25 protein-coding genes and 1 riboswitch are annotated in these 26,185 nt (G+C 73.4%); of the genes, 7 read left to right on the forward strand and 18 right to left on the reverse strand.

The genetic code is table 11. From position 1 onward, the window contains the following. Positions 1 to 144: 144 nt before the first annotated feature. The 3 genes from ACTHAM_RS00185 (at position 145) to ACTHAM_RS00195 (ending at position 3,327) form a co-directional block, all read left to right on the forward strand. A complete protein-coding gene (locus ACTHAM_RS00185) occupies positions 145 to 1,026 on the forward strand; it encodes a helix-turn-helix domain-containing protein (protein ID WP_440683550.1) in 882 nt (293 codons plus the stop codon). 106 nt (positions 1,027 to 1,132) lie between these two features. Then, positions 1,133 to 2,656: an SDR family NAD(P)-dependent oxidoreductase gene (locus tag ACTHAM_RS00190; RefSeq protein ID WP_440683552.1), complete on the forward strand. Its 1,524-nt coding sequence runs from the start codon at positions 1,133 to 1,135 to the stop codon at positions 2,654 to 2,656. A gap of 80 nt (positions 2,657 to 2,736) precedes the next feature. Beyond that, positions 2,737 to 3,327 (forward strand): DUF2510 domain-containing protein, encoded by a 591-nt coding sequence (locus ACTHAM_RS00195; protein WP_440683554.1) that lies wholly within the window; start codon positions 2,737 to 2,739, stop codon positions 3,325 to 3,327. Positions 3,328 to 3,337: 10 nt separating this feature from the next. On the opposite strand, the gene ACTHAM_RS00200 is transcribed toward ACTHAM_RS00195, so the two are convergent. Further along, positions 3,338 to 4,087, reverse strand: a complete 750-nt coding sequence (locus ACTHAM_RS00200; protein WP_440683556.1) for an alpha/beta fold hydrolase — start codon at positions 4,085 to 4,087, stop codon at positions 3,338 to 3,340. A gap of 123 nt (positions 4,088 to 4,210) precedes the next feature. After that, entirely contained in the window at positions 4,211 to 4,684 is a 474-nt protein-coding gene (locus ACTHAM_RS00205) for an Lrp/AsnC family transcriptional regulator (protein WP_440683558.1), read from the reverse strand. 107 nt (positions 4,685 to 4,791) lie between these two features. On the opposite strand from ACTHAM_RS00205, the gene ACTHAM_RS00210 reads away from it, so the two are divergent. Next, entirely contained in the window at positions 4,792 to 5,214 is a 423-nt protein-coding gene (locus ACTHAM_RS00210; RefSeq protein ID WP_440683560.1) for a DUF2000 domain-containing protein, read from the forward strand. Between the two features lie 4 nt (positions 5,215 to 5,218). Here ACTHAM_RS00210 and ACTHAM_RS00215 read toward each other — a convergent pair whose 3' ends face one another. From ACTHAM_RS00215 to ACTHAM_RS00225, 3 genes are all read right to left on the reverse strand, one after another. Then, complete coding sequence (locus tag ACTHAM_RS00215; RefSeq protein WP_440683562.1) at positions 5,219 to 6,193, reverse strand: DUF389 domain-containing protein; 975 nt, start codon at positions 6,191 to 6,193, stop codon at positions 5,219 to 5,221. A gap of 24 nt (positions 6,194 to 6,217) precedes the next feature. After that, complete coding sequence (locus tag ACTHAM_RS00220; RefSeq protein WP_440684176.1) at positions 6,218 to 7,516, reverse strand: Nramp family divalent metal transporter; 1,299 nt, start codon at positions 7,514 to 7,516, stop codon at positions 6,218 to 6,220. Between the two features lie 105 nt (positions 7,517 to 7,621). Then, positions 7,622 to 8,269 carry a hypothetical protein gene (locus ACTHAM_RS00225; RefSeq protein ID WP_440683563.1) on the reverse strand — a complete coding sequence of 216 codons (648 nt, stop codon included), beginning with the start codon at positions 8,267 to 8,269 and terminating at the stop codon, positions 7,622 to 7,624. An 87-nt stretch (positions 8,270 to 8,356) separates the two neighbouring features. On the opposite strand from ACTHAM_RS00225, the gene ACTHAM_RS00230 reads away from it, so the two are divergent. Further along, positions 8,357 to 9,487: a GNAT family N-acetyltransferase gene (locus ACTHAM_RS00230; protein WP_440683565.1), complete on the forward strand. Its 1,131-nt coding sequence runs from the start codon at positions 8,357 to 8,359 to the stop codon at positions 9,485 to 9,487. A gap of 24 nt (positions 9,488 to 9,511) precedes the next feature. On the opposite strand, the gene ACTHAM_RS00235 is transcribed toward ACTHAM_RS00230, so the two are convergent. From ACTHAM_RS00235 to ACTHAM_RS00250, 4 genes are read right to left on the reverse strand one after another with little or no spacing between them, the layout of a single operon-like run. After that, a complete protein-coding gene (locus ACTHAM_RS00235; RefSeq protein WP_440684177.1) occupies positions 9,512 to 10,291 on the reverse strand; it encodes a hypothetical protein in 780 nt (259 codons plus the stop codon). Positions 10,292 to 10,296: 5 nt separating this feature from the next. Then, on the reverse strand, positions 10,297 to 11,490 hold the full coding sequence (locus ACTHAM_RS00240) for an ABC transporter ATP-binding protein (protein ID WP_440684178.1): 1,194 nt from the start codon (positions 11,488 to 11,490) through the stop codon (positions 10,297 to 10,299). Between the two features lie 2 nt (positions 11,491 to 11,492). Further along, a complete protein-coding gene (locus ACTHAM_RS00245; RefSeq protein WP_440683567.1) occupies positions 11,493 to 13,226 on the reverse strand; it encodes an ABC transporter permease in 1,734 nt (577 codons plus the stop codon). Positions 13,227 to 13,236: 10 nt separating this feature from the next. Further along, positions 13,237 to 14,358 carry a thiamine ABC transporter substrate-binding protein gene (locus ACTHAM_RS00250; RefSeq protein ID WP_440683569.1) on the reverse strand — a complete coding sequence of 374 codons (1,122 nt, stop codon included), beginning with the start codon at positions 14,356 to 14,358 and terminating at the stop codon, positions 13,237 to 13,239. Positions 14,359 to 14,450: 92 nt separating this feature from the next. Then, positions 14,451 to 14,582: riboswitch (TPP riboswitch) on the reverse strand. A gap of 176 nt (positions 14,583 to 14,758) precedes the next feature. On the opposite strand from ACTHAM_RS00250, the gene ACTHAM_RS00255 reads away from it, so the two are divergent. Further along, positions 14,759 to 15,052 (forward strand): DUF4235 domain-containing protein, encoded by a 294-nt coding sequence (locus ACTHAM_RS00255; protein WP_440683571.1) that lies wholly within the window; start codon positions 14,759 to 14,761, stop codon positions 15,050 to 15,052. Between the two features lie 13 nt (positions 15,053 to 15,065). Here the strand turns inward: ACTHAM_RS00255 and mnhG are convergent, their stop codons facing one another. Genes mnhG through ACTHAM_RS00285 form a run of 6 tightly spaced genes read right to left on the reverse strand, consistent with a single transcriptional unit; the run spans position 15,066 to position 21,669 of the window. Further along, a complete protein-coding gene (gene mnhG / locus ACTHAM_RS00260; RefSeq protein ID WP_440683572.1) occupies positions 15,066 to 15,518 on the reverse strand; it encodes a monovalent cation/H(+) antiporter subunit G in 453 nt (150 codons plus the stop codon). Next, a complete protein-coding gene (locus ACTHAM_RS00265) occupies positions 15,515 to 15,958 on the reverse strand; it encodes a monovalent cation/H+ antiporter complex subunit F (RefSeq protein WP_440683574.1) in 444 nt (147 codons plus the stop codon). The genes mnhG and ACTHAM_RS00265 overlap by 4 nt, the downstream gene beginning before the upstream one ends. Next, entirely contained in the window at positions 15,955 to 16,551 is a 597-nt protein-coding gene (locus tag ACTHAM_RS00270) for a Na+/H+ antiporter subunit E (RefSeq protein WP_440683576.1), read from the reverse strand. The genes ACTHAM_RS00265 and ACTHAM_RS00270 overlap by 4 nt, the downstream gene beginning before the upstream one ends. Next, positions 16,548 to 18,119, reverse strand: a complete 1,572-nt coding sequence (locus tag ACTHAM_RS00275) for a Na+/H+ antiporter subunit D (protein WP_440683578.1) — start codon at positions 18,117 to 18,119, stop codon at positions 16,548 to 16,550. Before ACTHAM_RS00275 ends, ACTHAM_RS00270 begins: the two co-directional genes overlap by 4 nt. Further along, on the reverse strand, positions 18,116 to 18,604 hold the full coding sequence (locus tag ACTHAM_RS00280; RefSeq protein ID WP_440683580.1) for a Na(+)/H(+) antiporter subunit C: 489 nt from the start codon (positions 18,602 to 18,604) through the stop codon (positions 18,116 to 18,118). The genes ACTHAM_RS00275 and ACTHAM_RS00280 overlap by 4 nt, the downstream gene beginning before the upstream one ends. Beyond that, positions 18,601 to 21,669, reverse strand: coding sequence for a Na+/H+ antiporter subunit A (locus ACTHAM_RS00285; RefSeq protein ID WP_440683582.1), 3,069 nt, complete (start codon positions 21,667 to 21,669; stop codon positions 18,601 to 18,603). The genes ACTHAM_RS00280 and ACTHAM_RS00285 overlap by 4 nt, the downstream gene beginning before the upstream one ends. A 216-nt stretch (positions 21,670 to 21,885) precedes the next feature. On the opposite strand from ACTHAM_RS00285, the gene ACTHAM_RS00290 reads away from it, so the two are divergent. Then, positions 21,886 to 24,078, forward strand: coding sequence for a (Fe-S)-binding protein (locus ACTHAM_RS00290; RefSeq protein ID WP_440683584.1), 2,193 nt, complete (start codon positions 21,886 to 21,888; stop codon positions 24,076 to 24,078). A 308-nt stretch (positions 24,079 to 24,386) separates the two neighbouring features. Here ACTHAM_RS00290 and ACTHAM_RS00295 read toward each other — a convergent pair whose 3' ends face one another. The 3 genes from ACTHAM_RS00295 to ACTHAM_RS00305 all read right to left on the reverse strand — a co-directional run bounded on the left by ACTHAM_RS00295 (position 24,387) and on the right by ACTHAM_RS00305 (position 25,918). Then, positions 24,387 to 24,797, reverse strand: a complete 411-nt coding sequence (locus ACTHAM_RS00295; protein WP_440683586.1) for a hypothetical protein — start codon at positions 24,795 to 24,797, stop codon at positions 24,387 to 24,389. Continuing rightward, positions 24,794 to 25,300, reverse strand: a complete 507-nt coding sequence (locus tag ACTHAM_RS00300; RefSeq protein WP_440683588.1) for a hypothetical protein — start codon at positions 25,298 to 25,300, stop codon at positions 24,794 to 24,796. The genes ACTHAM_RS00295 and ACTHAM_RS00300 overlap by 4 nt, the downstream gene beginning before the upstream one ends. Positions 25,301 to 25,459: 159 nt before the next feature. Next, entirely contained in the window at positions 25,460 to 25,918 is a 459-nt protein-coding gene (locus ACTHAM_RS00305) for a hypothetical protein (protein ID WP_440683590.1), read from the reverse strand. Between the last annotated feature and the right edge of the window lie 267 nt (positions 25,919 to 26,185).

Genomic DNA, 26,185 nt, shown 5'->3' on the forward strand with positions numbered 1-26,185 from the left:
TCTTGTGGTCCTCCCGCCGCACGGCGACGCGCGACGACCGGGACACCCCAGGTTCGCGCCCCGGCCGCTGCCCCGGGAGTCCCTGCTGGGAGGTGTACTGCCAGGGCACCCCACCAGGGGTGTGCGCCACCTAGCCTGCTGCGCATGGACACCCGAGCCGAGGTCCGCGAGTTCCTCATGACCCGCCGCGCCCGCGTCACGCCCGAGGCCGCCGGCGTGGTCGCCGGGTCGAACCGGCGCGTGCCCGGGCTGCGCCGCAGCGAGGTCGCGGCCCTCGCGGGCGTCAGCGTCGAGTACTACGCCAAGCTCGAGCGCGGCGCCATCGCCGGGGCGTCGGCCTCCGTGCTCGAGGCGGTCTCCCGTGCCCTGCAGCTCGACGACACCGAACGCGCCCATCTGCTCGACCTGGCCCGTGCCGCCGACGGCATCCCCACCAGCAGCCGCCCGCGCCGCCGAACCAGCAGGCCCGGAGCCACCCGACCCAGTCTGCACTGGGCGCTCGCCGCCATCACCCACGCCGTCGCGTTCGTCCGCGACCCGCAGCAGAACCTCCTGGCCACGAACGACCTGGGCCGCGCGTTCTACTCCCCCGTGCTCGGCGACGGCGGCCGCACCCCGAACCTGGCGCGCTTCCAGTTCCTCGACCCGGCCGCCCGCGACTTCTACCCCGACTGGGACCTGTTCGCCGAGATGTGCGTCGGGATCATGCGCGCCGAGGCCGGTCGCGACCCGCACGACAAGGCCCTGCAGGACCTCGTCGGTGAGCTGTCCACCCGCAGCGAGACGTTCCGGCGCCTGTGGGCCGCGCACGACGTGCGCACGCACGGCTCCGGCACCAAGCGGTTCCACCACCCCGTCGTCGGCGAGCTGGTGCTGGCCTACGAGGAGCTGGCCATCACCGCCGAACCCGGGCACGTGCTGCTCGTCTACACCGCCGAACCCGGCTCCCCGTCCGCGGAACGCCTGCGGCTGCTGGCCTCGTGGGCCGCCGACGCGACGGTGCCGGAGAGCGCCCCACCCCGCTGACCGTTCGCTGCCCGACCTGGGGGTGTGCGGCGAGAACCCGCCGTTGCTTACGATTGCCCGGGCCCGCGAGACCGCGACAGCCCTCCCCCTGCAGGACGGACGGCGCATGAGCGCGCAGACAAGCACGCCGGCGCCCGGTGTCGGCGACTCCCTCGACGCCACCGCTCCCGAGCAGCCCGGCGTCCTGCCCGCCGACTTCGAGACGTTCCTGCGGGTGGCGGACCAGGTCGCGGCGCTGCCGCAGACGCACCCGCAGCACGCGCAGGCCCGTCGCGCGGCCGCGGCGCTGTTCAAGGCGGCCAAGAAGCACCGGCGCGACGAGAAGCGCCGCATGGTCTCCGAGGCCGACGCCGCCGTCGTCGCCGCGACCGCGACCGGCAGCCCGGGGCGGATCGACGACGAGACCAACGGCCTGGCGTTGACGTCCGCGGCGACGAGCGCCATCGCCGGGACCCTGCTGCGCCCGCGTCCCTGCTACGTGTGCAAGCGGGACTACACGGTCGTCGACGCGTTCTACCACCAGCTCTGCCCGGAGTGCGCGGCGCTGCACCACGCCAAGCGCGACGCCCGCACGGACCTGACCGGACGGCGTGCCCTGCTCACCGGCGGCCGCGCCAAGATCGGCATGTACATCGCGCTGCGGCTGCTGCGCGACGGTGCGGACCTGACGATCACGACCCGGTTCCCGCGCGACGCCGTCCGGCGGTTCAGCGCGATGGAGGACGCCGGCGACTGGCTGCACCGGCTGCACGTCGTCGGGATCGACCTGCGCGACCCGTCGCAGGTGGTGTCCCTCGCCGACCACGTCGCCGCGCAGGGTCCGCTCGACATCCTCATCAACAACGCCGCGCAGACGGTGCGCCGGTCGCCCGGCGCGTACACGCACCTGGCCGACGCCGAGTCGGCGCCGCTGCCGGCCGACGCCGCACGCATGATCACGACGTTCGGGCACACCAGCGACGCGCACCCGCGGGCGCTGGCCGGGTCCGTCAGCGAGCTGTCGAGCCCCGCGCTGGCGATCGAGCGCGCCGCCGGCGCCGCCGCGGACGACCTCGTCGCGCAGTCCCTGACCGCGCACGCCGCGAGCCTCGAGCGGCTCGTGGCGGGCACGTCCATCGACGCCGGCGGGCTGATCCCCGACGTGGCCGAGACCAACAGCTGGGTCGCCACCGTCGAGCAGGTCGACCCGATGGAGCTGCTCGAGGTGCAGCTCTGCAACCAGACCGCGCCGTTCATCCTGGTCAGCCGGCTCCGGCCGGCCCTCGCCGCGTCACCTGCGCGCCGGACCTACATCGTCAACGTCTCGGCGATGGAGGGCGTGTTCTCCCGCGGCTACAAGGGCCCCGGGCACCCGCACACGAACATGAGCAAGGCCGCGCTCAACATGCTCACCCGCACCAGCGCGGCGGAGATGCTCACCGACGGCATCCTCATGACGGCCGTCGACACCGGCTGGATCACCGACGAGCGACCGCACCACACCAAGGTGCGGCTCGCCGAGGAGGGCTTCCACGCACCCCTGGACCTCGTCGACGGTGCCGCGCGGGTCTACGACCCGATCGTCCGGGGCGAGGCCGGCGAGGACCTGTACGGCTGCTTCCTCAAGGACTACGTCCGTTCCCAGTGGTGAGCCGTGGCGGAACCGCCGCAAACGGGTGATTGGCCGCAGAACTCGCGGAGCGCCCGAAGGGCGCGTGCCACGATCGTCGGGTGAGCTCCCTCCCCCCTGCCGGCTGGTACGACGACGGCGTGACGGCCGGTGTGCTGCGCTGGTTCGACGGCACAGCGTGGACCGAGCACACGACAGCGAACGCACCGCAGGTCCAGGCCCCGGCCGTCGTCCCGGCGATGGCTCCGGAACCGGTGGCCGCCCCGGCGCTCGCCTCGACGTTCGGCAGCGTCCCCGCCTGGCGCATCGGTCAGTCGCTGAACCTCGCTGACCGCGTCGTCGAGGACGACGCCTTCCAGCGCAACCGCCTGCACGAGGCGATCGCGCTGCGCCGCAGGGGCTTCACGATGTTCGGCGGTGCACTCGCCGTGCTCGTGGTGACGGGCGCGATCGGCATGGCGATGCACGGCGCGGACACCGTCTGGTACGTCGGCGCGGCAGCGGCCGTGTTCCTCTGCGTCCGCGCGTGGCGCGACTACCAGAACGCGACGTTCCGTGGCGCGCCCACGCTCACCGCGGGCGGCTGGGCCCTGGCGGGTGTCGCACTCGTCGCGGCGCTCGTGGTCCTCCTCGTCGGCCCGCTCGTCGCGATCAACTCGCTCGCGCACCTCGGAGACACCGTCGGGCAGTAGCCCCTGTCGGTTACCCGGCGGCGGCGAGCGCCGCCACCAGCGCGCTGGCGAAGCCCGCGGGATCGTCGAGCATCATCACGTGGCCGGTGTCGGGCACCACGTGGACGGGGATCCGGGCGGCGCGCAGCCGCGGGTCGTCGGCGAGCCAGCCGCTGAGTCCGCCTTCGATGACCGCGCGGGGCATCGGCAGGCGGAGCAGCACGTCGTCGAGCACGGGCATGCCGGCACCTAGGCCGAGCTCCGAGCGGTACATGGCGACCGGGTCGGCCAGGCGCATGGTGGCCGCCCACTGCGGGCCGGCGTCGTCCAGCCGCCGGGCGAACCCGGACTGCACGTACTCCTGCTCGGTGGACGACTCGGGGATCGGCCGCGGGGTGGGGTGCAACGACGGCTCGACGAGCACCAGACGGCCCACCAGGTCGGGGCGACGGTCGGCGAGCGCGACCCCGATGCCCCCGCCCATGCTGTGCGCGACCACGTCCGCGCCGGTGACGCCCAGCGCGTCGAGCGCCCGCGCGACGGCGTCGGCGTGATCGGTCACCGTGTACCCGAACGCGGCCGGGCGGTCGCTGAGCCCGAAGCCCAGGAAGTCGAGCATGAGCACGTGCCGGCCGGCGATGCCGGGCTCCGCGGCGGGCCGGGCGAAGTACGCGACCGAGCACGAGCCGAGCCCGTGCAGGTACACGAGCGCCGGGCCGTCACCCTCGAGCTCGACGTAGCCCATGCGTGCACCGTCCGGGCCGACCTCGACGTGCTTCATCACCGCTCCTGTCCTCGGCGAGGGTCCTGACGACCCGTCGCACCGCGGCTGACAGTAGAGGCAGGGTCCGACAGCCGAACCGTCGCGCGGCGGGTGATGGCGCAGGTCAGCGTGCGGATCTCGTCACGGGTTCGACCGACGCCCGGGTCCGAGCGGTTCGACGACCTGCTTGCGCGTGTGGTCGAACACGATGGACGTGCGGATGTCGGCGATCTCGGGCCGCTTGGCCAGGGCGAGCACGAACTCGCGCAACCGGTCGGTGTCCGGCACGGCCACGTGCACCAGGAAGTCGGACGCGCCGGAGACCATGAACACCGACAGCGTCTCGGGCAGGTCGGCGATCCACCGTTCGAACGTGCCCGCGGAGCCGAACGCCTGCGGTTTGATCTTGAGCGCGACCATCGCCTGCGCGCTGCGACCGATCGCCGAGAGGTCCACGTCGACGTGCGCACCGCGGATCACACCGGCCTCACGCAGGGCACGGACGCGGGCCAGGCACGACGACGGCGCGAGTCCGACGGCGGCCGCCAGCTCGCGGTTGGTCTGCCGCACGTCGTGCTGCAGCCGGTCGAGGATCGCCAGGTCGAGTTCGTCCATGACGACGATCATGGCAGCGACGCCCGCACGTCGTTCGGCCTGGGCCGATCCAACCGCTCGTCCGTTCTAGCGTTGTCGGCGATCCCCGAACGGAAGGACGCCTGCCGATGCCACCCGAGACCTCCGACACCCGCCTGGTCCTCGCCCTCGTCGACGACCTGCCGACCGGCCTGACCCTCAACGCCGGGGCCCTGCTCGGCATGAGTCTCGGGCGGATGTTCCCCGACGTCGTCGGGCACGACGTGACGGACGCCTCCGGCGTGGTGCACCCGGGCATCAGCACCCGCACGTTGCCGGTGCTCAAGGCGTCCACCGAGCGGCTCGCGCACCTGACCGGCAAGGCGCGCGCCACACCGGGCGTCACCGCCGTGGACGTCACGGACACCGCGCAGCGGGCCCGCACGTACGACGACTACGCCCGCCGGCTCGCCGACGCACCCACCGAGACGCACCGGGTGCTCGGGCTGGCCTTGCACGGCCCCGACGCGGCGATCCGGTCGCTCACGGGCGACCTGCCGCTGTACCGCTGACGCGTCAGGTGCCCGGCCGGTCCGGACTGCGCAGGCGCTCGACGAGCGTCGCGCGCCGACGGGACACCCGCGCCCAGATGACCTGCTGGGCGAAGAGCATCAACCACCCGGCGAGCGCCATACCCGTGAGGTTCACCACGAGCTGCAGCAGGCTCCCCCACACCTCCGTCGAGTCGCCGAGTGCCAGCGAGAGCGCCACGTTGCCCGCGGCGGGCACGGTCGTGACCGAGATGAACACCCCGGCCAGGCCCCCGACGCGCGCGGAGGTCAGGGACAGCACACCGGCGGCGCCGGCGATGACCGCGACGACGAACGACCACTTGTCGGGCGAGTAGATGAACGAGGTGCCCGGGCGGCTGGCGGTGACGTGGTCGAGGCTGATCCAGCCGAGCCAGCTGGCGACGAGCGCAAGCACGGTCGTCGCCGCCATGGCCACGAGGAAACCGACGACCAGGGTGCGGCCCGCGAACCAGAACAGCTGGGGGCGTCGCCGCACGAGGGCCACGCCGAGCGCCGCCACCGCACCGAACTCGGGGCCGAGCACCATGGCGCCGATGACGAGCACCTGGGAGTCCAGCACGATCGCGATGGCGGCGATGATCGTGGCCAGGGACAGGAACGTGAGGAACGTCCAGTTCAGCTCGCTGTCCTCGTAGGCGCGCTGGGTCACCTCGGGCCAGACGACCGAGTCGGCGCTCGACCCGGGGGCCAGCTGCTCGGCCTCGTAGCCGGCCTTCGACACCCACGTCGTCACCGGTTCCAGGTGCAGGGAGCCCTCGCGGTGCACGTCGAGCGCCAGCAGCCGTTCGACGACGTCGTTGCACGCCTCACGGGCCACGTCGGCAAGGAACACGTCGCCCTCGGGCCGCACGGACGCGCCGCGCAGCACGGCCAGGCTGCTGACGGCGGGGTCGTCGGTGAGCACCGTGAGCACCTGGTCGCTCAGGTGCGTCGGGACGGTGACGCTCAGTCGTTGCACCCGGTGATTGTCCCGCCCGGCCGGTCAGCCCGCGACGAGCAGGCCCAGCAGTGTCAGGTTGAGCGCCACCACCAGGACGACGACGAGCACGAGCGCCGCGTGCGTCCACGGCCCGTTGCGGTGCTCCCCCATGAGCGAGCGGTCCCGGGTGAGGCGCACCAGCGGGATCACGGCGAACGGGATGCCGAAGCTCAGCACCACCTGACTGACCACCAGCGTCCACGTGGGGTCGGCGCCGACCGCCAGCAGGACGAGTGCCGGGATCAGGGTCACGGCGCGGCGCACGAGCAGCGGGATCTGCCGGTGCACGAGCCCTTCCATGATCGTCGCGCCTGCGTACGCGCCGACGGAGGTGGAGGCCAGGCCGGAGGCGAGCAGGCCGATGGCGAAGACGATCGCGACGCCCGGGCCCAGCGCGGACTGGATGGCGGCGTGCGCACCCTCGATCGAGTCGGTGCCGGGCACGCCGCGCAGCCCGGAGGCGGCGAGCAGCAGCAGGCCGATGTTCACCAGGCCGGCGAGCAGCAGGGCGCCGGCCACGTCCCAGCGGGTCGCGCCGAGCAGCGTGCGGTGCGCGAGCCCAGGTCGGTCGGTGGCGTGGTGGGCCTCGAGCGCATGCTCGGGTGCCCGGCCGAACCGGTCCCTGACCAGGGCGGAGTGCACGTAGATGGCGTGCGGCATGACGGTGGCGCCGAGCATGCTGGCGGCGAGCAGCACCGAGTCGGGGCCGTCGAACCGGGGCACCAGGCCGGAGAGCACCCCGCGGGCGTCGGGCGGGCTGAACAGCAGCCCGGTGAGGAACCCGACGGTGATGACCAGCAGCAGACCGACGACCACCGACTCGAACCGGCGCTGCCCGTACCGGTTCTGGGTGGCCAGCAGCAGCATCGAGACGCCCCCGACCACCAGGCCGCCGACCGGCAGCGGCACCCCGAACAGCAGGTGGAGCGCGATGGCGCCGCCGACGATCTCGGCGAGGTCGGTGGCAGCCGCGACGACCTCGGCCTGCAGCCAGAACGCCAGCCGGGGACCGCGGCGCAGGCGGGCGCCGAGCACCCCGGGCAGCGACTCCCCCGTGACGATGCCGAGCTTGGCCGACTGGTACTGCACGAGCACCGCGATGACGTTGGCGGCGACGAGCACCCACAGCAGCAGGTACCCGTACCGGGCGCCGGCGGTCAGGTTCGCGGCGACGTTGCCGGGGTCGACGTAGGCGATGGCGGCCACGAACGCCGGGCCGAGCAGCGTCGGGGTCAGGTGGCGCGGGCGCCGACCCGTCGGCTCGTGGGCTGCGGGCAGCACCTGCGGTGGCGCATCCGTCATCGTCCCGATCACCCCTGATCCGTTTCCCCGCACACATCTTTTCGGTCACCCGAACTTTACGGGACCCGGGTGACCCCGGCCAGCCCTGCCGGGGTGTGCCCAGGGTCAGGCAGCGACCTCCACCGCGCGCTCCCAGCCGCCCTCGACCCGGCTGAAACCCACCCGCGTGAGGTACTCGCGCGACTCCGGCCGCTCACCGGTCACCAGCAGCCGCTCGAACCCGTGCGCGCCGAACACCCCGCTGCGCCGGTACACGAACTCACCCGGCGTGAAGTCACGGAACCGCGGCGTCACGTAGTCCAGCTCGACGACACCCGTGCCGTCACCCTCGCCGCGCACGACCACGACACCGACCGTCTCGTCGCCACGGACCACCAGCAGCGCCGCCCGGGCACCGTCACCGGCCTCGGCGGCCGCCGTGAACCGCGGCACGAAGCCCGGCGAGAACCCCTCGATGTCGTCCGCGTGGACCGCCAGCACGTGCCGCAGGTACGCGTCGTCCGGCGTGACCTCGACGACCTCGTAGGCACGGTCGTCGTGCCGCTCCCGCTGCAGACGCACCAGCCAGTACACGTTGATCAGCGCGATGACACCGTTCATCACCGCGAACGGCCAGATGCCGACGATCGCGTTGTACCCCGCCGCGATGACCGAACCCACCAGGTTGAGCACCCGGAACCGCAGCACCCGTGCCTGCGTGAGGGAGACGATGACGAGCAGGGAGCCGGTCCAGCCGACGATCTCGAGCCACATGCGCACGAGCCTAACGAGATCACCGAGCCTCGCCTGACTCGTCGAAAACCGCTCGACGGCACGGTGCCCGGCGCCGACCCTGGAGGCATGCCCCCGACCCAGCCGTCACCGCCGCCGGCCGGGGTGTCGATGCGCGAGCTGCCGGTGCCCGCCGACCTCGACGCCCCCGACGCCTGGCTCCTGCGCGGCCAGATCGACGCCGCCAACGAGGTCGCCCACCACGTGTGGGGCACGCGCGACCACTGGCGCACCCCGCACGAGGCCCTGCGCTCGCTGCACATGCAGGAGTACACGACCAAGCTGCGCCTGGTGGCCCTCGACGAGAGCAGCACCGCCCAGGAACCCGCCCGGGTGCTCGGGTACGCCGCGCTCGACCTGCCCCGCCAGGACAACACGCACACGGGGTACCTGGGTGTCGCGGTCCGGCCCGCCGCGCGGGGTCGCGGCATCGGCAGCGCGCTGCACGACGCCGCGCTGGAGATCGCCCGTACGCACGGCCGCACGATGCTCACCGCCGAGACCGACCAGACCAGCGAGCCGGCCGACGACGAGCACGCCCTGGCGCCCACGTCCGGCACCGGACGGGTCCGCCGGGACGACCCCGACGTGCGCTTCGCGATGGCCCGGGGCTGGACGCTCGAGCAGGTCGAGCGGTACTCGGTGCTCGACGTGCCCGTGCCACCCGCGGTGCTGGCCCGGCAGCGCGCCGACGCGCAGGCCGCCGCCGGTCCCGACTACCGGGTGGTGCTCTGGTCGGACACCTGCCCGCAGGCGTGGGTCGACCAGTACGCCGTGCTGCTCACCCGCATGAGCACCGACGTCCCCCTCGGCGGGATCGACTGGCACGAGGACGTGTGGGACGCCGCCCGGGTGCGGAGCGTCGAGCAGCTGCTGCGCGAACGCGGCATGGACCACCTGGTCGCGGCCGTCGAGCACACGCCCACCGGCACGCTCGCGGCGTTCACCTCGCTGGAGACGACCCCCGTGACCGAGGAGTTCGTCTACCAGGACGACACCCTGGTGCTGCGCGAGCACCGTGGCCGCCGGCTCGGCATGCTCGCGAAGACCGCGAACCTGCAGCGCCTGGCCGCCGAACGGCCCGCCGTGCGTCGCATCGGCACGTGGAACGCCGAGGAGAACGCGCACATGCTGGCCATCAACGTCGCCCTCGGGTTCCGGCCCGCGGGTGGCACCGGGGAGTGGCAGCGGAGCCTGTGACCTCGACGACCCCGCCCGACGCGCTCAGCCCCGGGCGGTGACGCTCGGCCGGTGGGCGGGGTGCGAGGCCGTCTGCCACCAGCCGCCCCACCGGCGCTCCACCTCGGCGAACAGCGCGTCGTCCATCCCGTAGGTCGACAGGATCGCGTCGATGTGGCCGTGCGGCGGGTGGTGCGCGGCGGGCGTGATCATGACCACCAGGAACGACTCGGCGAACCCGTGCAGGTGCACGCCGAACTGCAGCTCGCCCTTGTGCAGCAGAGTCCCGCCCAGCTGGGTGCCGTCGGGCCGGCGCGCGTGCACGTGCCCGCCGACCGGGACACCCCGCGCCCCGTGCAGCCCCGCCCGGTCCAGCAGCGGATCCTGCCGGGAACCGGCGTCCAGGCCGAACACCGCCAGCGTGCGCCGGTCCTCACCGGGGTGCACCGTCAGGGCGAAGCGCAGCTGCTGCGTCCACGCGATCCACCGTTCGTCGATCTCGTCCCGCACGCCGTCGAACGAGGTGAGGCCCTCGTGGCTGCGGCGCGTGAACTGCAGGCGGGTGCGATCGGGCCGGTCGACCGAGCCCGTCACCGTCAGCACGTCCAGGTGCGGCCAGGTCAGGGTGTGGGTGGTGGTGCCGTCGTCGACCCGCACGTGCTCGACCGCCTGCTCGCCGAACACGTGCCGGATCTCCTCGTCGAGACCCGGCCAGTCCCACGCGTACCAGCGGCGGATCAGGTGCGGGTCGCGCAGGTGCTCCCACACGGTCGCCAACGGGGCCGGGATGTCGATCGACACGACGACTCGTCGCTCCAGGGTCATCCCGCTCACCTCACGTCCGCGTGCGTGGTCACCTGCCCTTCGACCGTAGCCCGGCCGCCCGCCGCGTGCAGGCGGACGCGCTCGTCGGCGGGCACGAACGCGACGGCCGTCGGGTCGACCGCGAGCGCGACGACCATCCCGACGTGCGGCTCGGCGCCCAGGGCGGCGACGGCGGTGAGCGCACCCAGCCCGTCGACCTCGACCTGCACCTCGGCGCGCCCGCGACGCGCGACGACCCGGATCACGGTGCCCTTGAGCGCCGGTCCGTCGCCGCGGGGGCCGTGCGTGCGTTCGGTGACCACGAGCGCCCCGGGCGCGAGGGCGAGCAGGGCCGTGGGGTCGCCCGCGCAGCCCGCCTCGGTGGCCACGTGTACGACCTCGTCGACCTCGGGGCCTGCGGACCGCACGGGGTCCGCCGGGACGAACGCCTCGTAGCCGAGGAACTCGGCGACCTGCCGGGTCGCGGGGTGCCGCCACAACGCGCCCGGGGTGTCGACCTGGCGCAGCCGGCCCGCATCCATCACGGCGACCCGGTCGGCGACGGCGAACGCCTCGTCCTGGTCGTGCGTGACGAACAGCGCGGTGGTGCCGGTGGCGACCAGCGCGGCCCGCAGGTCGTCGGCGAGACGTTCGCGCAGCGCACGGTCGAGGGCGGAGAGGGGTTCGTCCAGCAGCAGCAGGCGTGGCCGGGGGGCCAGGGCCCGCGCCAGGGCGACACGTTGCCGTTCACCCCCGGACAGCGTGGCCACGGGCCGGTCGCCATACCCGGTCAGGCCCACGACGGCGAGCAGCTCGGCGACCCTGGCGTCCCGGACCGTGCGCGCCGTGCGACGGCGGCCTCCCCCGCCCGCGTGCAGGCCGAACGCGACGTTGCCGGCCACGTCGCGGTGCTCGAACAGCTGCCCGTCCTGGAACATCAGCCCGAACCCGCGGCGGTGCACGGGCATGTCGGTCACGCTCACGCCGTCCCAGCTCACCTGCCCGCCGGCGAGCGGTTCCAGACCGGCGACGGCGCGCAGCAGCGAGGACTTGCCGCAGCCGGACGGCCCGAGCAGGGCGACGACCTCGCCGGTGCCCACGTGCAGCGAGACGCCGTCGACGGCCGTGGTGCCCGCCCCGCCGTGCCGTGAGCCGTCCCCGGTGTACCGCACGACGACGTCGTGCAGCCCCAGGCCCGTGCCGGTCGGTTCGTCCGTCATGCTCACCACTCGCTCCCCGTGGTCCGCAGGCGTTCGCACAGCGCGACGATCCCGGCGGTCAGCACCGCGAGGACCACCGACGCGGCGAGCGCCATGCCGTAGTTGTCGGCGCCGGGGCGCCCGATGAGCCGGAAGATGACCACCGGCAGGGTGGGGTTCGCCGGGCGGGCCAGGAACGACGTCGCACCGAACTCCCCCAGGGACGCGGCGAACGCGAAGCCGACGGCCAGGCCGAGCGACCGGGCCGCGATGGGCAGGTCGACCGCGGACAGCACGCGCGCCGGTGAGGCACCGAGGGTCGCGGCGGCCTCCCGCAGCCGCGGGTCGATGGCCCGCAGCACGGGCAGCACGGTGCGCACCACCAGCGGCACCGCCACCACGGCCTGCGCCACGGGCACCAGCATCGGGCTGGTGCGCAGGTCCACCGGCAGGCCGAACGGCTCGTGCATGGCCAGCAGGAACCCGAACCCGACGGTCACCGCCGAGACGCCCAGCGGCAGCATGAACACCGCGTCGAGCCCGGCGACGGCGTGCCGGGCCCTCCGCGAGCGCGGCCGACGGGACACCACGAGTGCCACCAGCCCGCCGACGACCAACGCGATGGTCGTGGCGTCGACGGCCGTGCGCAGCGAGGTCGCGGTGGCCTGCCACACGGAGACCTGCAGCGTGTCGCCCGGGGTGCCCAGCGCGCGGTAGTGGTCGACCCCCCAGCCGTCGGCGGTCTGCAGCGACCGGACGACCAGGTTCACCAGCGGGAGTGCGAGCAGCACGACCACGGCACCGGTGATCGCCGCCGCCGCCACGTCGAGCCCGTGGCCGTCACCGCGCGGCACGCCCGCGGGGCGCCGCAGGCGCAACGGCGCCACCGCGCTGTCGGGCACGGCCAGGGTCAGTGCGCGTTCCCGACGCGAGCGCGCGCGCCCGGCCACCCCCAGGGCTGCGGCGACGACCACGAGCTGCACCACGGACAGCACCGCGGCGGCCCGCAGGTCCAGGTACTGCGTGGTCTGCACCCAGATCTCGGTCTCGATGGTGCCGAACTGCAACCCGCCGAGCACCAGCACGGTGCCGAACGCCGTCGCGCAGAACAGGAACGCCAGCGAGGCCGCCGACGCGATCGCGGGCGTCAGGGCCGGAAGCGTGACCTGCACGAACGCACGCCATGGGGACGCCCCCAGGGCACGCGCGGCCTGCTCGGCGCGCGGGTCGAGCCGCTCCCACAGCCCCCCGACGCCGCGCACCACGACCGCGTAGTTGAAGAACACCAGGGCCGCGACGATCGCCGCGAACGTGCCGTCCAGGTGCAGGAACCCCAGCGGGCCTCCCTCCACCAGCAGCGACCGGAACGCCACGCCGACCACCACGGTCGGCAGCACGAACGGCACGGTGACGAACGCCCGCACCACGGCCCGCCCGCGGAACCGGCGCCGGTGCAGCACGTACGCGCCGGGCACCCCCAGCGCGACGCTGATCGCGGTGGCCAGCCCGGCCTGGGCGAGCGTCAGGCCGATGATCCGCCACGTGCGGGGCCGGGAGAACACGTCGGCGAACCCGCCGAGGTCGAGCGCGCCGTCGGCCACGAACCCGCGGCCCATCATCACCAGCACCGGGTAGGCGAAGAAGAACCCGAGGAACAGCACGGGCACGGCCACGGCCGTCGCCCAGAAGAGCACGCGGCCGACGGACCGTCGCACCTCGGCAGGTGCGACGGCCGCCGGCCGCGTGAGCGTGGTCATGGACGGACCGTCAGCCGATCACCGTGTCGGACCAGGTGGTCAGCCACGCCTCACGGTGCGCGGCCACGTCCGCCAACGGCACCTCGAACGGTGCGTCGGCCAGCGGCGCCCACTGCGTCCACTCCTCGGGGAGCACCACCGACGCGCTGACCGGGTACATGTACATCGACCCGGGGATGTCGGCCTGCACCTCGTCGGACAGCAGGAAGTCGAGCAGCTGCGCGGCGCCCTCCGGGTTGGCGGCACCGGCCAGCACCCCGGCGTACTCGACCTGCCGGAAGCACGTGTCGAGCAGCGCACCCGTGGTGGGTACGTCGCCGCCCTCGGGCACCGTGAACGGCGGGGACGAGGCGTACGACAGCACCAGCGGCCGCGGGCCGTCGCCGCCACCGGCCGTGAAGTCCACGTAGTAGGCGTCCGACCAGCCGTCAGCGACCTTGAGCCCGTTGTCCTTCAGCTGCTGCCAGTACGTCGGCCACGCGTCCTCGCCGAACGCCCCGACGGTGGCCAGCAGGAACGCCAGACCCGGCGAGGACGTCACCGGGTTCGGCACGACCAGCAGGTCCTTGTACTCGGGCTTGGCGAGGTCCTCGAGCGTGGTCGGCTCCGCCAGGCCCTGCGCGGCGAACCACTCGTGGTCGACGTTGACGCACACGTCGCCGAAGTCGACCGCGGTGAGCGCACCCTCGTCGCCGTCCACCGCGTACGCCGCAGCGTCCTCGACGGCCGGTGCGGTCAGCTCGGCGGGCACCACGACGCCCTCGTCGATCACGCGTGAGGCGAACGTGTTGTCGATGCCGAAGACCAGGTCGCCCAGGGGGGCGTCCTTGGTGAGCACCAGCTGGTTGGCCAGCACGCCCGCGTCGCCGGGCTGCACGATCTCGACGGTCAGGCCCGACTCCTCCTCGAACTGCTCGAGCAGGCCGTCGGACAGGCCGAACGAGTCGTGCGTGACGAGCGTGACGCTGCCGGACGCGGCCGCCCCGGACGCGCTGGGCTCCGCGCCGTCGGACTCGAGGGCCGAGCAGCCGGCCAGCGCCGTGACGCCGACGAGCACGGCAGCGGTGGTCGTCAGGACGCGGGCGCGTCGGGGGGTGCGGCGCGGGGCCGCGCGGACGAGTGTCCTCGTCATGGGTGATGCTCCTCCTCGGTCAGCAGGAGGGGGTCACGCGCCCGCCGCGGGGCCACGCACGGCACACCCGTGCACGGACCGCGACGGGGTGGTGACTGAGATTCCCGACTCCCTACGCCGGTGCAAACCGGATCAGGTTCGAGGGTCTGCGGTGGTCCGCACTCTCAGCGCCCCGGCCTGCCGGCACCGTGCCGGACGACCCTGACGCTCCCCTGTCGTTCGAGGTCGATCCTAGCGCGCCGTGAACGAGCCCCGTCGCCCCGCACGAGACGGGCGACGCGCACCACCCGGCCTGCCGCCAGCTCGACCGCCGCGTGGAGATCGTGCTGCCCGCCGGCGCGTGACCGGGGGCGCGGCTCGCTACGGTGGACCGACGTCCGCGCTCACCAGGAGGTACCCCGTGGCCGACAAGCCGACCCGGCCCAACCAGTCCGTCCTCACACTCCTGATCGACACCGCTGCCACCCTCGCGGCGGCGTGGTTCGTGCAGGAGGCGGTCGAGCAGGCGTGGAAGGCCGCGCGCGGCCACAAGCCGCCACGTGCCGACAACCCGACGGACGGCGGGCTGAAGGAGGCGCTGGCGGCGGCGGCCATCACCGGCGCGCTCGTCGGGGCGTCCCGGGTGCTCGCCACGCGCGGCGCGGTCCGCGTGGCCGGTCAGGTCGAACGCAAGCGCACCCGCCACCTGCGCTGACCGGCCCCGACGGTCAGTCGCGCTCGCCGGGTGTCGGCTCGTCGGGCTGTGCGCCGAACCCCTCGGGGTCGAGCACGACGCCCGCCCCCGCTGCGGCTTCGGCGGCGGCGCGTGCGCGGGCCATGTCGCGGGTGAGCTCGTCGACGACGAGCAGCTCGCTGCGGACCTTGCCGGTGCGGTACCCGGCCCGGCCGACCATGTGCGCGGCGACCGGGGCGGTGAGCATCTGGAAGACGGCGACGAGCACGAGCGCCCACACCGCCCCGCCGGACCGCAGCCGCAGGGCCAGGCCGACGAGCACGAGCACCAGTCCGAGCACCTGCGGCTTGGTCGCGGCGTGCATGCGGGCCAGCAGGTCGGGGAACCGCAGGGCACCGACGCCGGCGGCGAGCGCGAAGAACGCCCCCCCGAGCAGGCACACGGCGGAGGCGACGTCGGCGACGGTCGTCCAGTCGTCGGCGGTCATCGTCCGTTCCCTTCCGGCGCGTCGTCCGGGCCGGGCTGCGGGCCCGGTGGGGTGCCGTGCTCGCGTTCCTGCGCGCGGCGCAGCGCCCACGCCCGGCGGCGCTCCTCGGTCTCGGCCTCGACGCGGCGGCGTTCGGACTCCTCGGCGGCGATCTCCTCGCGGGTGCGCACGCGGCCCTCACCCTCGGGTTCCACGGACGCGAACCGGGCGACGGTGACCGAGCCGACGAACCCGACGAGGGAGAGCACCACGAGCACGGGGACCACGTCGGTGCGGCGGTGCACGGCGGCGTAGAGGGCGACACCGGCGATCATCATGGTCACGACGATGTCGAGCGCGATGGTGCGGTCGAGCATCGAGGGGCCCTTCTCGGCGCGGGCGATCGACAGCACGGTGCCGACGGTCAGCATCACGGCGCACACGATGGCGACGGCGGTCACGGTCGGCCCTCCGTTCCGCGGGGAACCGCCGGCTGGCGGGTCGGGGTGCCGGGCATCAGGCCCGCGTCGGCCAGCTCGGAGGCCGAGGCGAACGCGCGCAGCACCCGTTCCTCCTGGTCGAGCACGTGCTGCCGGGCCTTCTCGACCCCGCCGGCCTGGCGCACGTCGAGCACGTGCAGGTAGAGCATCCCGGTGAGCCGGTGCGCCTCGACGACGATCGAGCCGGGCACGAGCGAGCACAGCTCGCCGGTCATGGTCAGGTACAGGTCGGAGTGGCTGCGCAGCTGGACGCCGATGACCGCGCCGCGCGGGGTGTACCCGGGGCGCAACGCGATGAACGCGACCTCGAACGACGCGCGGACCAGGTCGATCCCGAACCGGGTGAACAGGTGGAGCACGGCGAGCGGGCGGACGCGTCCGTGGAACTCGATGGGCGTCATGCGCAGGCCGAGGGTCACGGCCAGGGCGACGCCCAGCCCGGCGAGCACGTTGCCGACGGACAGGTCGCCCCACAGCAGCACCCACACGGCGGTGAGCCAGACGATCGTGCCCCACTGGGTGCGGACGCGGGCACGGCGGGCGTGGAGCGTCATCCGTGCACCTCCTCGTCGGCGGAGGCCTCGTCAGGACCGACGACGTCGGCGGACTCTCCCGGGCCGCGTTCGCCGTCGGGCAGGACCGCGACGATGTACGGGTCACGTTCGGCCAGGGCCTGTGCCGCGCGTGAGGTGTACGCGTACAGCGGGCCGGCGGCCAGGGTCAGGGCGAGCCCGATGCCGACCAGCGCGGCGGTCGGCAGGACCATGCCGACGGGCAGCCGGGTGGGCGGCGGGTCCTCGGGCGGGGTCTGCCAGAACGCCTTGTTCCATGCCTTGACCAGTGCGTAGAGCGTCAGCAGCGACGTCAGCACCGACCCGGCGACGAGCGTGTAGGCCAGCGGGGTGCCGGCGGCGACACCCGCCTCGAGCAGCCCGACCTTGCCCAGGAACCCGGACAGCGGCGGGATGCCGGCCAGGTTCATGGCGGGCACGAAGAACAGCACGGCCAGCAGCGGGGCCAGGCGCGCCAGCCCACCGAGGCGTTCCAGCGACGTCGACCCGCCGGCGCGTTCGACCAGGCCCACCACCAGGAACAGCGCGGTCTGCACGGTGATGTGGTGGGCGACGTAGTAGATGGCCGCGGTCATGCCGGCCTGGCTGGACAGGGCGATGCCGAACACCATGAACCCGATGTGGCTGACCAGCGTGAACGACAGCAGACGTTTGATGTCGTCCTGCGCGACCGCGCCCAGGATCCCGATGAGCATGGTGGCCAGCGCCGCCCACATCAGCACGCCGTCCAGCCGCCCGTCGGGGAACAGCAGGGTCTGCGTGCGGATGATCGCGTACACGCCGACCTTGGTGAGCAGGCCGGCGAACACGGCGGTGACGGGTGCGGGCGCGGTCGGGTAGGAGTCCGGCAGCCAGGCCGACAGGGGGAAGATCGCGGCCTTGATCGCGAACGCCAGCAGCAGCATGACCTGCAGCACCAGCTGCGTCCCGGGGTCGATCTCGGGCAGCCGGATGGCCAGCTGGGCCAGGTTCACGGTGCCGGTCGCGGCGTAGATCATCGCGATGGCGATGAGGAACAGCACGGACGACAGCAGGGCGACGACCACGTAGATGGTGCCCGCGCGGATGCGCTCACCGGTGCCGCCCAACGTGAGCAGCACGTACGAGGCAGCCAGCAGGATCTCGAACCCGACGTACAGGTTGAACAGGTCGCCGGACAGGAACGCGTTGGCGACCCCGGCGGTCAGCACCAGGTACGTCGGGTGGTAAATGGAGACGGGGGCGGACTCCTCGTCGTCCTCCTGGCTCTGCGCGAGCGAGTACAGCAGGACGCACAGGGTCACGGCGCCGGACACCGTGAGCATCAGCGCGGAGAGTCGGTCGGCCACCAGGTCGATGCCGACGGGTGCCGCCCACCCGCCGATCTCGACGACCAGGGGCCCGTCGTCTGCGAGCACGAGCAGGGTGACCGAGGCGAGCAGGGCCAGGCCGAGCACGGACACGCTGACCACGCGCTGCACGCGCGGGCGGCCGTACAGGGCGAGCGTGAGCCCGGCGCCCAGCAGCGGGAGCATCACCGGGAGCGGCACGATCCACGTGACGTCGTTCACCGCTGCTCCCCTTCCGCCCCGTGGCCCTCGTCCGTCTCGTCGCGCGCGAGTGCGGCCTCCTCGTCGAGGGACTCCACGAACCCCTCGGTGTCGGTGTCGACGAACGCCCGTTCGTCGAGCCCCGCGAGGCGGACGATGCGGCGGTCCTCGATGTCGTCCTGCACCTCGTCGTGCCCGTGCAGCTGCCACGACCGGTAGGCCATGGCCAGCAGGAACGCGGTCATGCCGAGGGTGATGACGATGGCGGTGAGCACCATGGCCTGCGGCAGCGGGTCACTCATCTGCCCCTCGGGCTCCAGCCCGACGATCGGTGCCCTGCCCGCGGCGCCGCCGGCCACGAGGAACAGCAGGTTCGCGCCGTTGCCGACGAGGATGACGCCGATGAGCACGCGCGACAGGCTGCGCTCGAGCAGCAGGTACACGCCGACCGTGAACAGCGCGGCGATGGTCACCACGAGCACCAGGTTCGGGGTCATGTCGATCATCGGGCCCCTCCGCCCTGGCCGGGCAGCCCGGCGGTCACGTCGGTGCGGTCGGCGGCGTCCTCGAGGTCGTCCTCGCCCGCCTCGGCCCGCCGGTCCAGCTCGGCGCCGAGGCTGCGCAGGATGTCGAGCACCAGCCCGACGACGACCAGGTACACGCCGACGTCGAAGAACAGGCTGGTCACCAGGTGCACGGTGCCGATGACCGGCACGTGCACGTCGATCAGCCAGGACTGCAGCGCGGAGCCTCCGAGCAGCAGCGCCGCCAGACCGACACCCACCGACAGGAACAGGCCCAGGCCCAGCAGCGCACCGGGCTGGACCGGCGCGGCTTCGCCCAGCTCGTACCGACCGCCGGCCAGGTAGCGCACGATCAGGGCGATCCCGGTGACCAGGCCCGCGGCGAACCCGCCGCCGGGGGCGTTGTGGCCGGAGAACAGCAGGTACACCGAGTAGACGATCATCGTGTGGAACAGCAGCCGGACCACGACCTCGAACACGACCGACCGTCGCTGCGGCGCCAGGGTGCGGCCGGCGAGCAGCCACTCGCGGGCCCGCGCGCCGGAGGTCGCCGACCCGGAGTCCATGGCCTGCTGCCGGGCCTCGGCCACCTCGCCGGGCCCCTGGTGGTGGCGCAGCGCGGCCATCGGATCGGTGCCCGCACCGGCCCACACCGCGCGGTCCTGCGGGGCGTCCTCGGCGCGGAAGATCGCCCCGGTGCGGCGCGAGAGGAACACCAGGGACGCGACACCGGTGGCCGCGACCAGCAGCACGGAGATCTCGCCCATGGTGTCCCAGGCGCGGATGTCGACGAGCGTGACGTTGACGATGTTCGTGCCGCCCCCGAACTCGACGGCCTCACGGGCGAAGTGCTCCGACACCGGCACGTGCACCCGCGCGCCCGGTACCACGAGCGCGATCCCGCCCACGGTGAGCCCCACTGCCAGCCCCACCGCCAAGCGCACCCACCGGGAACCGGCCAGCGGACGGTCGGAGAAGTACGGGGGCAGCCGGCGCAGCACGAGGACGAACACGACGAGCGTCACGGTCTCCACGAGCACCTGCGTGAGCGCCAGGTCAGGGGCACCGTGCAGCAGGAACAACCCGGCGACGGCGTACCCGCCGATGCCCAGCAGGATCACGGCCTTGAGGCGCCGGCGGGCCCGTGCGGCCAGCACCGCCGAGATGATCACGACGGCACCGAAGACCACCTGCGCGGGCTGGTCCCACCACCGGGGGCTGGTCGGACCCGTGCCGCCGACGACGAGCGCCGTGCCCACGCCGACGACGAACACCACGAGGATCCCGCCGAGGTACAGCGGCAGGGAACCACGCTGCGTGACGGCTGTGACATCGGCCGCGAGGTCGTCGAGCCGACGCATGGACCGGCGGTACACGCGATCCGCCTCGGGACCCCGGTACAGCCCGGCCTGCAACCTCTCGACGCGGTCGCGCGCCAGGAACAGCAGCAGACCGGCGAGCAGGATCCCCGCGGTGAGCGCGAGCGTCGGCGTGAGGCCGGCCCACAGCGCCAGGTGACCGGGCTCGCCCGCACCGGCCGTGTCCGCGTACGGCTGCAGCAGGTTCTCGCCGAGCCCGGGCAGCAGCGCCACGGCCACACCGAGCACCGCCAGCACCATGGCCGGCCACACGAGCAGCAGCGACGGGTGCGTGATCGGGGCCGGTTCGGCGGTGCCGTCCGGCACGGGGGCCGACGCGGCAGGCACCGTGCCGTCCGCGGCGGGCTGCACCGCCTCGTGGGCGACGACGCGCTTGGTCGCGAACGCCCCCCACCAGAGGCGCAGCCCGTACGCGACGGTCAGCACCGACCCGACGGCGACGGCCACCACCAGGAACGTGCCGAGCCCACCGCCCAGGTGCGCCAACGACTCCAGCGCGGCCTCCTTGGCCACGAAACCGGCGAACGGCGGCAGACCGATCATCGAGGCGGTGGCCAGTGCGCCCGCGGTGGCCGTCCACGGCAGCTCGCGACCCACCCCGGACAGTCGCCGCAGGTCACGGGTGCCGGTCGCGGCGTCGACCACGCCGACCACCAGGAACAGCGACGCCTTGAACATGGCGTGCGCGCCGAGCATCGCCACGCCCGCGAGCGCGGTGGCCTGCGTGCCCAGTCCGACCAGCAGCACGATCAGCCCGAGCTGGCTGACGGTGCCGAACGCGAGGACGAGCTTGAGGTCGTGCTGCCGCAGCGCCCGGTAGCCGCCGAGCAGCAGGGTGCCCACGCCGAGGGTCACGACGATCGCCTGCCACACCGGTTCCTGCCCGTAGGCGGGCGCGAACCGGGCGACCAGGTACACACCGGCCTTCACCATCGCGGCGGCGTGCAGGTAGGCGCTGACCGGGGTCGGGGCGGCCATGGCGGCGGGCAACCAGAAGTGGAAAGGGATGAGGGCGGACTTGGTGGCGGCCCCCGCGAGCAGGCACACGAGCGCGACGGTGACGGTCGTGCTGCCCCGCGGCGGGTCGGCGAGCAGCTCGGACACCCGGTACGTGCCGGCGGCGTCGCTGAGCAGCACGAGCCCGACGAGCATGGCCAGTCCGCCGGCGGTGGTCACCACGATGGCCTGCATGGCGGCCCGTCGGCTGGCCTTGCGGTCGAAGTAGTGGCCGATGAGCAGGTACGACGTGACGGTCGTCAGCTCCCAGAACACGAACAGCAGCAGCATGTCGTCGGCGGCGACCAGGCCGAGCATCGCGCCGGAGAACGCGACGAACACCCCACCGAACCGCCCCAGGCCGTGCGCGTGCACCGAGAAGTAGGCCGAGCAGTAGAGGAGGACGAGCGCCCCGACGCCGCCGACCACCAGCACCATGAACCACGACAGGGTGTCGAGCCGGAAGGCGAGCTCGAGGCCCAGCTGCGGGATCCACTCGACGACCTCGGTCGGTGCCTGCCCGCTCTGCACACGGGAGGTCCACGTCAGCGCCCAGACAGCTGCGGAGGCCGGTGCCAGCGCGAGTACCCAGAACGCCCGACGCCCCATCAACCGGACCAGCACGGGCGCGACGAGAGCGGCGAGCAGGTGCACGGCCAGCAGGGTCAGCACATCCGGCTCCGTCCTCGTCGGGGGCGGGTGGTCGGTGAGGTAACCCTATCAATGAGATTCCCACGGTCTTCCCACGACTGTGCCAACTGTCCCTCAGGTGCACGTCGGACGCGCGGCACCACACCCGTCGGGTCGGGGTGCGGAGGGGCCTGCGACGCGGTGATCTGCGGCCGGGCGTCCCGACCGGGCGGCACCCGGGCCGGTTAGCGTGTGCGCGTGGATCTGCTGCGGGGTGTGTGCCTGGCGCTGGTGGTCGTCGCGACCGTCGGCGGTGTCGCCGTGTTCGTCCGCGGGGTGATGCGCATCGTCGCGACCGTGCGGATCGGCCGCCCGGCACCGGGCCGGTTCGCGCCCGTCGGGCCGCGCCTGGGCATGCTGCTGCGCGAGCTGATCGGCCACGGGCGGTTCCAGCACAAGCCGGCCGTGCGGATCGCGCACTGGGCGGTCATGGTCTCGTTCCCGCTGCTGTTCCTCACCCTGGTCAGCGGGTACGGGCAGGTCGGCAACCCGGAGTTCGCGCTGCCGCTGATCGGGCACCTGCCGCCACTGGAGTGGGCGATCGAGGCCATCGCGTGGCTGTCCCTGTTCGGGATCATCGGGCTCATCCGGCTGCGGCTGCGCATCCGACCGCGCGCCGACCAGCCGGAGGCCACCCAGCGCCGGTCGCGGTTCTTCGGCTCGAACCAGGCGCAGGCGTACTTCGTCGAGGCGACCGTGCTGCTGGTCGTCGCCGCCGCCCTGACCCTGCGTGGCCTGGAGTACGCGCTCGCGTCGCAGGACCCGGCGACCGAGCACCTGGCCAGTGCGTGGCACTTCCCGCTGACCGCCTGGTACGGCTCGTGGATGTCCGGCGCCTCGACCGGTGCGCTGGAGACGGCGGTCGTGCTGGTCGCGACCGTGAAGATCCTCGTGTCGATGTCGTGGTTCGTGGTCGTCGGCCTGCAGCCCACGATGGGTGTGGCCTGGCACCGGTTCCTCGCCGTCGTCAACGTGTACGCGCGCCGCACCGCTGACGGGCGCCCCGCGCTCGGCCCGCTGATGCCGCTGGCCGGGCCGGACGGTTCCCCCATCGACCTGAACGCCCTGGAGGACCTGCCCGACGACGTGCGCCTGGGCGCCGGCGCGGTCGAGGACCTCACCTGGAAGGCCCTGCTCGACGTCTCCACGTGCACCGAGTGCGGCCGCTGCCAGGACCAGTGCCCCGCCTGGGCCACGGGCAAGCCGCTGAGCCCCAAGCTGTTCACGCTCGCGCTGCGCGACCACGCCGCCGCGACCGCCCCCTACCTGCAGGCCGCCCGCGCCGGCAGCGGTGAGGTCGAGCCCGACCCGCACGCGGGCGTCGACCTGGTCGCCTCGGGTGTCATCGACCCCGACGTGCTGTGGGCCTGCACCACGTGCGGCGCGTGCGTGCAGCAGTGCCCCGTCGACATCGAGCACGTCGACACGATCCTCGACATCCGCCGCTACCAGGTGCTCATGGAGTCGGCGTTCCCGAACGAGCTCGGCGGGGCGTTCACCAAGCTCGAACGCCAGGGCAACCCGTGGGGCCTGCCCGCCCGCGCCCGCCTCGACTGGGCCAAGGGCCTGGACTTCGATGTGCCCGTGGTCGGAGCCGACGTGGAGTCCGCCGCGGACGTCGACTACCTGTTCTGGGTCGGCTGCGCGGGCGCCTACGAGGACCGCGCCAAGAAGACCACCCGCGCCGTGGCCGAGCTGCTGCACATCGCCGGCGTCTCGTTCGCCGTGCTCGGCGACGGCGAGACCTGCACCGGCGACCCCGCCCGCCGCGCCGGCAACGAGCTGCTCTACCAGATGCTCGCCGCGCAGAACGTGGAGACCCTCACCGAGGTGGGCGCCCAGCGCATCGTCGTCACCTGCGCGCACTGCTTCAACACGATCAGCCGCGAGTACCCGCAGGTCGGCGGCCGGTTCGAGGTCGTCCACCACACCGAGCTGCTCGACACACTCGTCGCCGACGGCCGCCTGGTGCCCACCGCGCCCCCCGAGGCCACCACGACCACCGTGACCTACCACGACCCCTGCTACCTGGGCCGGCACAACCAGGTCTACTCCCCGCCGCGCGAGCTCCTGGGCGCCCTGCCCGGCGTCGAGCTCGCCGAGATGCCCCGCAACCGGGAGATGTCCTTCTGCTGCGGCGCCGGCGGTGCCCGCATGTGGATGGAGGAGTCCATCGGCACCCGCATCAGCACCACACGCGCCGCCGAGGCCGTCGCCACAGGTGCCGACGTCATCGCCACCGCCTGCCCCTACTGCACCGTGATGCTCTCCGACGGGGTCGCCGCCGGAGCTGCGGCAGCGGCCTCACCGGCCGACGCGCGAGCGCAGGTCGGCGTCCCCGAGGTCGCCGACATCGCCGTCCTGCTCCTCGACCGCGTCCGAGGGAGCTGACGGCCTCGCGGGTCGTCGGGCCCAGAACGGCAGGGTGACCGGCCGCCACACGCCGAGGGACACGAGCACAGCTGCGACCACCAGCCCCGGCGACGGCGCACCGGCGCCCCTGACGACGAGGAGTCCGACGGCCACGAGCGCCGCTCCCAGCACGATCCCCTGACCGGTCGCTGCCCAGGACCTCAGTCGGCGCGGGCCAGGAGGCGGGGTCGAGACGTCCGCGTCCGCCGATCCGGACTCCGCCTCGGAGCGCGCCGGGGCGACGGTGACCGGCGGCCGAGCGTCCAGGTCCGGCCCCGAGAAGGGGCTCACGGCATGAATCGATAGGTCGGGCGCAAGGGCTCGACGTGGATACCCAGCCCGGTGCGCAGGGCGACCAGCTCGTCCATCCTTCGGCGGCGCGAGACGGTGAACTTGCAGCGGTCACCCGCCCGGTTGACCAGACCCAGGCGACGTCCGCGAGCGCGTACCTCGACCATGTCCGACCACTGCTCGGACCAGAGCGTCCCGCGCGTCACCCAGTCGTCGGGCCCGACCTCCCGCGCGAAGCCCCGACCCAGCACCCGCGCGAGGACGTGCCGCGGCTCGACGACGACCCCGTCGGCGGTAGCTCGGAGCACGGCCTGAGGGATGGCCAACGTCAGGACCACGTCGGACACCCGCGCGTACGTCCCGCCGTGAAGGGTCAGCTCCGCGGTACCGAGGTCCGTGCGCGTCATCGTGCGTCGCCACGAGCCGAGGAGCGCCGCAGGTGGAACGCACCCCGGATCAGGTCACGACCGGCAGAGACCACGAGCCACAGCCCGAGCATGACGAGCGGCACGGCCATGACCGCATCGCCCTCCTGCCGGACCAACCATGCGCTGCCCGCGAGCGCGAGGGCGCCGAGCAGTGCGTCCCGCGCGGTGTCGGCCCCGCTACGGGACCTGGAGGACGTCCGACCACATCGCCCGAGCAGCGGCGGGAACGCGCGCACTCGATCGAGGTCCGGGTGCACCCGCTGCAGCAGGAAGCGCCTGGACGGGTACACCTCCTCGACGGGCACGCCCAGCTCGTGCAGACGCGCCCTCAGCCGCGCGGCCTGCCGACGGGACCGCAGCGTGAACCGGCACGCGCCCGACGTCCCCGAGACAACACCGAACGCCCGACCGCTGCACGCCAACGTGAGCGCGTCGGCCCACGGTGCCGACCACAGCTCCCACCGGTCCAGCGGCACCGGCACCCCCGCTCGCGGGCAGGTGCAGCGGTGAGCCAGGTCATCGCCCCGTAGCGCACCGACACCCGGACACCGTCGTCGGACAAGGTCAGCACCGCCAGCGACTTCGAGAGGGCGTAGTCGTGGTCGTCGACGCTGAACCAGGTTCCGCCGACGAACCGCTCGTCAGTGCTCAAGGACGGCTCGCACGTGACGCCGAGCGTAAGCCCGGCACCGGATCTCGACCACCACGTCGCCGTCGATGCATTCCGCGACCGCCCACGGGCCATCGGCCCGGCTGCGCACGAAGCGCAACCCGCCCAACGGCACCGGGTACTCGATACCTCCCGGCGCGTTCAGCCAGGACAGGCGTCGGTCGGCGATCCGGAGCATGCCCCCGGGCGGATGGCAGTAGCGAAGGCGACCCACGATCGGCCGCTGGAACCTCGGGCGCGACACCTGGTGCGCGCGCTGAGGGGCCGCACCCGGGTCGCCCGGTGCTGCCGAGGGCCGGTACACGAGGAACGGCACGGCCCCGGCGACCGCCATCAGGGCCAGCCCCAGGCGAATGAGATCCGATCCCGACGCGAGCAGCCGCCCCAGCGCGACCATCGAGACCCCCATCAGGACGAGCGTGCCGCACACCCTGAGACCACGGACGGTCGCCGGCCAGGCGTCGATCTCGACGTTTCCAGCCGCTGTGGTCGCGGAGGCTGACGACAGCCGCGACCAAGGGGAGGACCGTCATCGACTGCAGCACCTGGCCCAGGCCGCCCGGGCTCTCCATCATCGCCACCCTGCTGCGTGGTGATCCCGTACCGGAACTCCTCGCTCGTGCCGCCGGGGTCGAGACCGAGCGGGCCACGATCCGGTCGGACGCGTCGCGCTGGTAGGTCGCGGCGTTCCATTGAA

The organism is Cellulomonas soli (assembly GCF_052036975.1).
Taxonomy (GTDB): Bacteria; Actinomycetota; Actinomycetes; order Actinomycetales; family Cellulomonadaceae; genus Cellulomonas; species Cellulomonas soli_A.